The organism is Brucella daejeonensis (assembly GCF_014199265.1).
Classification (GTDB): Bacteria; Pseudomonadota; Alphaproteobacteria; order Rhizobiales; family Rhizobiaceae; genus Brucella; species Brucella daejeonensis.
In genome coordinates, this window is record NZ_JACIJG010000023.1 from 47,159 (window position 1) to 53,158 (window position 6,000).

A 6,000-nucleotide genomic window follows, 5' to 3' on the forward strand; every position below is an offset into this window, starting at 1 on the left:
GCGGGTTCACGTCATGTCCGATGACCACGAGTTCCGCATACGTCCAGGCCGCATCCGATCGACCCGCGCGCAGCAGGCCCGGCCTTTCGTTGCGCAGGCGCTCGCCGCAGCGAAGAAGGCAGGCGGCGGCGTCTCGCGATCCGGCCGCGTCACCTCCGGCAACCGTTCGCGCTTTGGGCGCGGCCAGCGCGCGAGCATCCAGGCCAATCGCCTCATCAGGTCGCGCACGCGCGGCGCCGTCGTCAAGGCCCGTGTGGTCCGCCATACCGCTCGATCAGCGCCACTCGGAACGCATCTGGATTATCTGCGCCGCGACGGCGTGACCCGTGACGGGGAGAAGGCGCGGCTGTTCGGGCCGGGAACGGAGAATGCCGACGCCCGCGCTTTCGCCGAGCGCTGCGGCGATGACCGGCATCATTTCCGCTTCATCGTCTCGCCCGACGACGCGCCCGACATGGCGGACCTCAGATCCTTCACCCGCGATCTCGTCGGCCAGATGGAAAAGGATCTCGGCACGAAGCTCGACTGGGTGGCGGTCGATCACTGGAACACCGAGCATCCGCATGTCCACCTGATCGTGCGTGGCGTTCGGGACGATGGCCAGGACCTCGTGATTTCGCGCGACTACATCAAGGAGGGCATGCGCGACCGGGCGCGCGACCTCATCACCCAGGAGTTGGGACCGCGCACCGACCTCGATATCCGCCGCACTCTCGAAAGCCAGATCGAGACCGAACGCTGGACGCAGCTCGACCGCCAGCTTGTCCGCGACGCCGGCAAGTCCGGCATCATCGACCTCGCGCCGCGCGCCGACCGACAGCCGGACGAATTCCACGCTCTGAAGGTCGGCCGGCTGCGGACGCTGGAAATTCTCGGTGTCGCGGGACAGGTCGGCCATTCGCAATGGTTCATCAGGCCCGAGGCGGAGAGCGTCCTGCGCGAGCTCGGCGAGCGCGGCGACATCATCAAGCGCATGCACCGCGCTCTCACCGAACGCGGCATCGAGCGCGGCTCGGCGAGTTATGTGCTGGCCGGTGAAAGCCTCGACGTGCCCGTTGTCGGCCGCCTGCTCGAACGCGGTCTGGATGATGAGTTGAAGGGAACGGCCTATGCCGTGGTCGATGGCGTGGACGGCCGCACCCATCACATCAAGCTGCCGCATCTCGATGCGGCTGGCGACAGTCCACCCGGATCGATCGTCGAGCTGCGTGCCTACGAGGATGCGCAAGGTCAGCGCCGCGTCGCGCTCGCCGTCCGCTCCGATCTGGATATCCACACGCAGATCAACGCAACGGGCGCGACCTGGCTCGATCGGCAGGGGGTTGCCCGCGAGCCCATCGCGCTGTCGGAGGGTGGCTTTGGCGCCGAGGTGCAGCAGGCCCTCGAGCAACGCGCCGAGCATCTGATTGGCGAAGGTCTCGCCGAACGGCAGGGCGGGCGCGTTGTCTTCGCGCGTCGTCTGCTCAACACGCTACGCGATCGCGAGGTCAGTGCGCTGGGCGAAAAGCTCGCGGCCGAGACCGGCCTGCCATTCAACCATGCCAATGGCGGCGAATATGTCGCCGGCTCTTATCGCCAGCGCTTCACGCTCGCCTCCGGCCGCTTCGCCATGATCGACGACGGCCTCGGCTTCCAGCTCGTCCCCTGGTCTCCCTCTCTCGAAAAGCAGATCGGTCGCCACGTCTCCGGCGTCGCGCGCGACGATGGCGGCGTCGACTGGGACTTCGGCCGCAAACGGGGGCTCGGCCTCTAACACCCGTCAGAAAGGAACCTCGCCATGTCCGGCACCAAGATCCTCTGGGGACAGATCACGATCGTCTTCCTGATCGTGCTCGTTACCACCTGGGGCGCGACGCAGTATGTTGCGTGGAGCCTCGGCTATCAGGCGCAGCTCGGCGAGCCGTGGTTCAGACTCTTCGGCGTCCCGGTCTATTTTCCGGCCGCCATCATGTGGTGGTGGTACTTCTACGACGCCTACGCGCCCGGAATATTCGCGACCGGCGGCATGATCGCCGCGTCGGGCGGTTTCATCGCCATCGCGGTCGCTATCGGCATGTCGGTCTGGCGAGCGCGCGAACAGAAGAATGTCGCCACCTATGGCTCGGCCCGCTGGGCAGAGAAACCCGAGATCGAGGCCGCGGGCCTGCTCGATCCCGACGGCGTGGTACTCGGCCGATACGATCACGAATATCTGCGCCATGCCGGGCCGGAGCATGTGCTGTGCTTTGCGCCTACCCGGTCAGGCAAGGGTGTCGGTCTCGTCGTCCCTTCGCTCCTGACCTGGCCGGGCTCGGCGATCGTCCATGATATCAAGGGTGAGAACTGGACGCTGACCGCGGGCTTCCGGTCACTCCATGGCCGCGTGCTGCTCTTCGATCCCACCAACCCGAAGTCCTCTGCCTACAATCCGCTGCTCGAGGTCCGTCGGGGCGAATGGGAGGTGCGTGACGTCCAGAACATCGCCGACATTCTCGTCGATCCCGAGGGGAGCCTGGACAAAAGGAATCACTGGGAAAAGACCAGTCATTCACTTCTGGTCGGCGCAATCCTGCATGTCCTCTATGCCGAGCCGGAAAAGACGCTGGCCGGCGTCGCCAACTTCCTCTCCGATCCGAAGCGCCCGGTAGAGTCGACACTACGCGCCATGATGAAGACCGCGCATCTGGGCGAGGCCGGACCACACCCTGTCGTGGCCAGCGCGGCGCGCGAGCTCCTCAACAAATCCGACAATGAGCGCTCCGGCGTTCTATCAACCGCCATGTCGTTTCTCGGATTGTACCGCGATCCTGTCGTTGCCGAGGTCACGCGGCGCTGCGACTGGCGGATCAGCGACATCGTCGGCGGCGAGCATCCGACGACGCTCTACCTCGTCGTGCCACCCAGCGACATCAATCGGACCAAGCCCCTGATCCGCCTGCTGCTGAACCAGATCGGTCGGCGCCTGACCGAGGATCTGCAATCGGGCGGCGGCCGCCATCGCCTGCTATTGATGCTAGACGAGTTTCCGGCGCTCGGGAGGCTAGATTTTTTCGAGAGTGCGTTGGCCTTCATGGCCGGATACGGCCTGAAATCCTTCCTGATCGCGCAATCGCTGAACCAGATCGAGAAAGCCTATGGGCCGAACAATTCGATCCTCGACAATTGCCACGTTCGCGTGAGTTTTGCGACCAACGACGAGAGAACGGCGAAGAGGGTGAGCGATGCCCTTGGCACCGCCACCGAAATGAAAGCCATGAAGAACTATGCCGGGCATCGGCTGTCGCCCTGGCTCGGCCACCTGATGGTGTCCCGATCGGAAACCGCCCGCCAGTTGCTTACGCCGGGCGAGATCATGCAGCTTCCGCCGACTGACGAGATCGTCATGGTCGCCGGCATTCCGCCGATCCGGGCGAAGAAGGCCCGCTACTATGAGGATGCCCGCTTCCGTGAGCGCCTGCTGTCGCCGCCCGACCTGAAGCGCCCGGATCAGGTTCGCCCGGATGACTGGAGCCGCCTGCCGATCCCGGCGCGGCCGGAAGCGCTCAATCCGCAGCCGGCAGGCCGCTCCGACGACGAAGACCCGACCGAATCTGAACGGCGGCTGCAACCCGAACTCAGCCGGACGAAGCCGGTGGACAAAAAGGCGCCGATTGAGAATGAGTTCGAGATCGAGCCGCCGGATGATATCGATGAGGACGCCGTTCGCAATCGGCGCATGATCCGCCGGATGCAAGGCGTCGCTCGGCAGGTCTCGCTTGATCCGAATGACGGCATGGAGCTGTAGGCGCCATGACCACTCGCCGGAAGAAGATAAAGACCACGATCTATCTGGACCCCGATGTCGAGAAGACACTCGCGGATTTCGCCGCCCGCCGCGATCAGTCGCAGTCCATGATCGCGGAAGCTGCCATCGCGTCGTTCCTCTCGCCGGACGACGCCGAGCGGCGCGAGGCGATCGTCGCCAAACGTCTCGACCAGCTCGACCGCCGCATGACGCGGCTGGAACGGGACGTCGGCATCGCCGTAGAGACCCTTGCGGTGTTTATCCGCTTCTGGATCACCACGACGCCCGCATTGCCGCAGCCCGCCGCGCAGGCCGCTCGAGCCAAGGCCAGCGAGCGCTATGAGGCGTTCATCACCGCCCTCGGGCGGCGCTTGGCGCAAGGGCCAAAACTGCGTCAGGAAATCTCGGAAGACGTGGCTGGATCAGACAAGCGATAAAGCCTTCTTGTACGTGACCCTGCGGATTGGGCCACCGGCTGCTACCGACCCATCGCGACCGCTCCCACATCGCCGGTTGTCCAGAAGCCGTCGCTCCCGGTACCTGGAGTAGCTTCTTGCCTAACGGCTGAAATTTCTACGGAAAGGCTGCCGCTTATACCTCTTCGCTATGTTGAGGCAGGTGGCGGTGCTGCTTGCTTTCCCAGGTCTCGATTAAGAAGAGTGCGATCGAACTTGCGGAGTTGAGGGCTAGGCGGGCGATACGTGCGTCAATGCGTCGGAAGCCTTTCTCACGCCCGTGGGCGTCACCGCCATGTGTGCGCAGCGCACCAATACCCTTGGTAACAGATGTGAGCCCGCCGAGGACCTGGCGCACATCTTGCTCGATCTCCGCAGGCAGGTCGGTGCGACCTGGGGAGAGTCCTAATGGTTCCTGCACCGCTTTGAGCAATCCGTCGATGTCACGCTTCGCCGGCAGCGGCAATCCTAGCTCGATCAAGATTGAGCGGCATACCGCTTCTATGAGCGAGCATGCTGCTGTGACCGCGTCTTCTGGGTCGGCGTTGAGACTCGGCAGCGCCCGCGCAATTTCTATTTGCACGGTGTCAAAATCCAGCTTTGCTACCTTACTGATGAAGGGCTCGACGATGAGGCCTGCAGCCGTGCGCTCGACCAGATGCGCCTTACCGCTGACAATGGTGATGGCTAAACCGTCGGCTTCGAGCGCAGCATTCAGATGCTGTCTGACTGCAACGGCCTTTTCGGGAGCAGAGAGATATTCGCGCGGATCACAGACGCGCAGTATTACGCGCTTCATAAGGTCGTCGCCGTCCCATTGAACGGCGAGGTCGCGTAAGAACTGGGTCGTCGCAGGGACACGTGAACTGCTGCCTATGCGCATGTCGAGACTGCAATCGAGAAACAGCGCCTCTATCTTCGGGCCGCTCCGATAAATTCCGATCGGCTCGGAGACATCCGGTCCTTGGCCCGCGCCGCCGGTAATGACATCCGTAAGTGCCTTGATGACAAAAGGGGAAAAGCGCCCGCTCATGCCACTGCCGCCAACCGTCGATCGAGGTCAAAACTCCCGATCCATTCGGCCCACGATTTGACGAAATCCAAGAAGGCTTCCTCCGTCGTGATTACCACTCTGTAGGTTTCAGCTTGTTCGCGTTGTGCCGCAGTTTCCTCGTAGCGCGAGAGGAACGCCATGTAGACCATTTGATGTCCGGCGATTTCCTGGCCGTTCTTGTCGAGATAGATGATATTGCCATGCGCCAAGGCATTGCGGAGCACACGCAATACCTCGCTGGCTTTGCGGGTTTGGATCGTGTTGGCTTCTTCTGAACGCGGGTCGCGGCCGTCCTGATCCAACCAACCATGCACTTCATCGACGGTGTTTACGATGCGGGACTGCCGCCATACGCCGTCCGGCGGAGCTCGCCAAAATGGCGCTTCCAGAAAAACGGCCTTCCCCAACGCCTTTAGATTTTTCACTAAGTCCGCATCGCGCGCGTCATCGTGTAGGAAGTGGCTTTTGCGCATCCGCTCGAACGGGATCGTCAGGATTGCAGATGCTGCCAACAGGCCAAATGAGCCGAGTAGGTTGTTCTCCCTTGCTGGCGCCTCAAGCATGCCGATAAGCTCAAGCGCCCGTCTCGGATATTCAATAGCAAACCGATCTGGCACTCCCATGCCATCCCTCCTAGGTCCTGTTGACAAAGTATGGCAGCCATATCTTTGCGGCTGCCAGGGCGAGGAATGCCGAGAAGGATTTTCGTGTCTTGTCGTATCGGGTCG

At 62.9% G+C, this 6,000-nt stretch carries 5 protein-coding genes and 1 pseudogene; 3 read left to right on the forward strand and 3 right to left on the reverse strand.

Features of this window, described 5'->3' with window-relative positions:
• Positions 1–13: 13 nt before the first annotated feature.
• Genes FHS76_RS19720 through FHS76_RS19730 form a run of 3 tightly spaced genes read left to right on the forward strand, consistent with a single transcriptional unit; the run spans position 14 to position 4,200 of the window.
• The gene (locus FHS76_RS19720) at positions 14–1,753 is read left to right on the forward strand and encodes a relaxase/mobilization nuclease domain-containing protein (protein WP_183657080.1); all 1,740 of its coding nucleotides are present in this window, start codon (positions 14–16) and stop codon (positions 1,751–1,753) included.
• 24 nt (positions 1,754–1,777) lie between these two features.
• Entirely contained in the window at positions 1,778–3,763 is a 1,986-nt protein-coding gene (locus tag FHS76_RS19725) for a conjugal transfer protein TraG (protein WP_183657083.1), read from the forward strand.
• Positions 3,764–3,768: 5 nt separating this feature from the next.
• Positions 3,769–4,200: a CopG family transcriptional regulator gene (locus tag FHS76_RS19730; protein WP_183657085.1), complete on the forward strand. Its 432-nt coding sequence runs from the start codon at positions 3,769–3,771 to the stop codon at positions 4,198–4,200.
• 154 nt (positions 4,201–4,354) lie between these two features.
• Here FHS76_RS19730 and FHS76_RS19735 read toward each other — a convergent pair whose 3' ends face one another.
• The 3 genes and pseudogenes from FHS76_RS19735 to FHS76_RS22970 form a co-directional block, all read right to left on the reverse strand.
• On the reverse strand, positions 4,355–5,251 hold the full coding sequence (locus tag FHS76_RS19735) for an abortive infection family protein (protein WP_183657088.1): 897 nt from the start codon (positions 5,249–5,251) through the stop codon (positions 4,355–4,357).
• Positions 5,248–5,895: a hypothetical protein gene (locus tag FHS76_RS19740; RefSeq protein WP_183657091.1), complete on the reverse strand. Its 648-nt coding sequence runs from the start codon at positions 5,893–5,895 to the stop codon at positions 5,248–5,250. The genes FHS76_RS19735 and FHS76_RS19740 overlap by 4 nt, the downstream gene beginning before the upstream one ends.
• 10 nt (positions 5,896–5,905) lie before the next feature.
• Positions 5,906–6,000: pseudogene (locus FHS76_RS22970) on the reverse strand (IS5 family transposase); the annotation flags it as partial.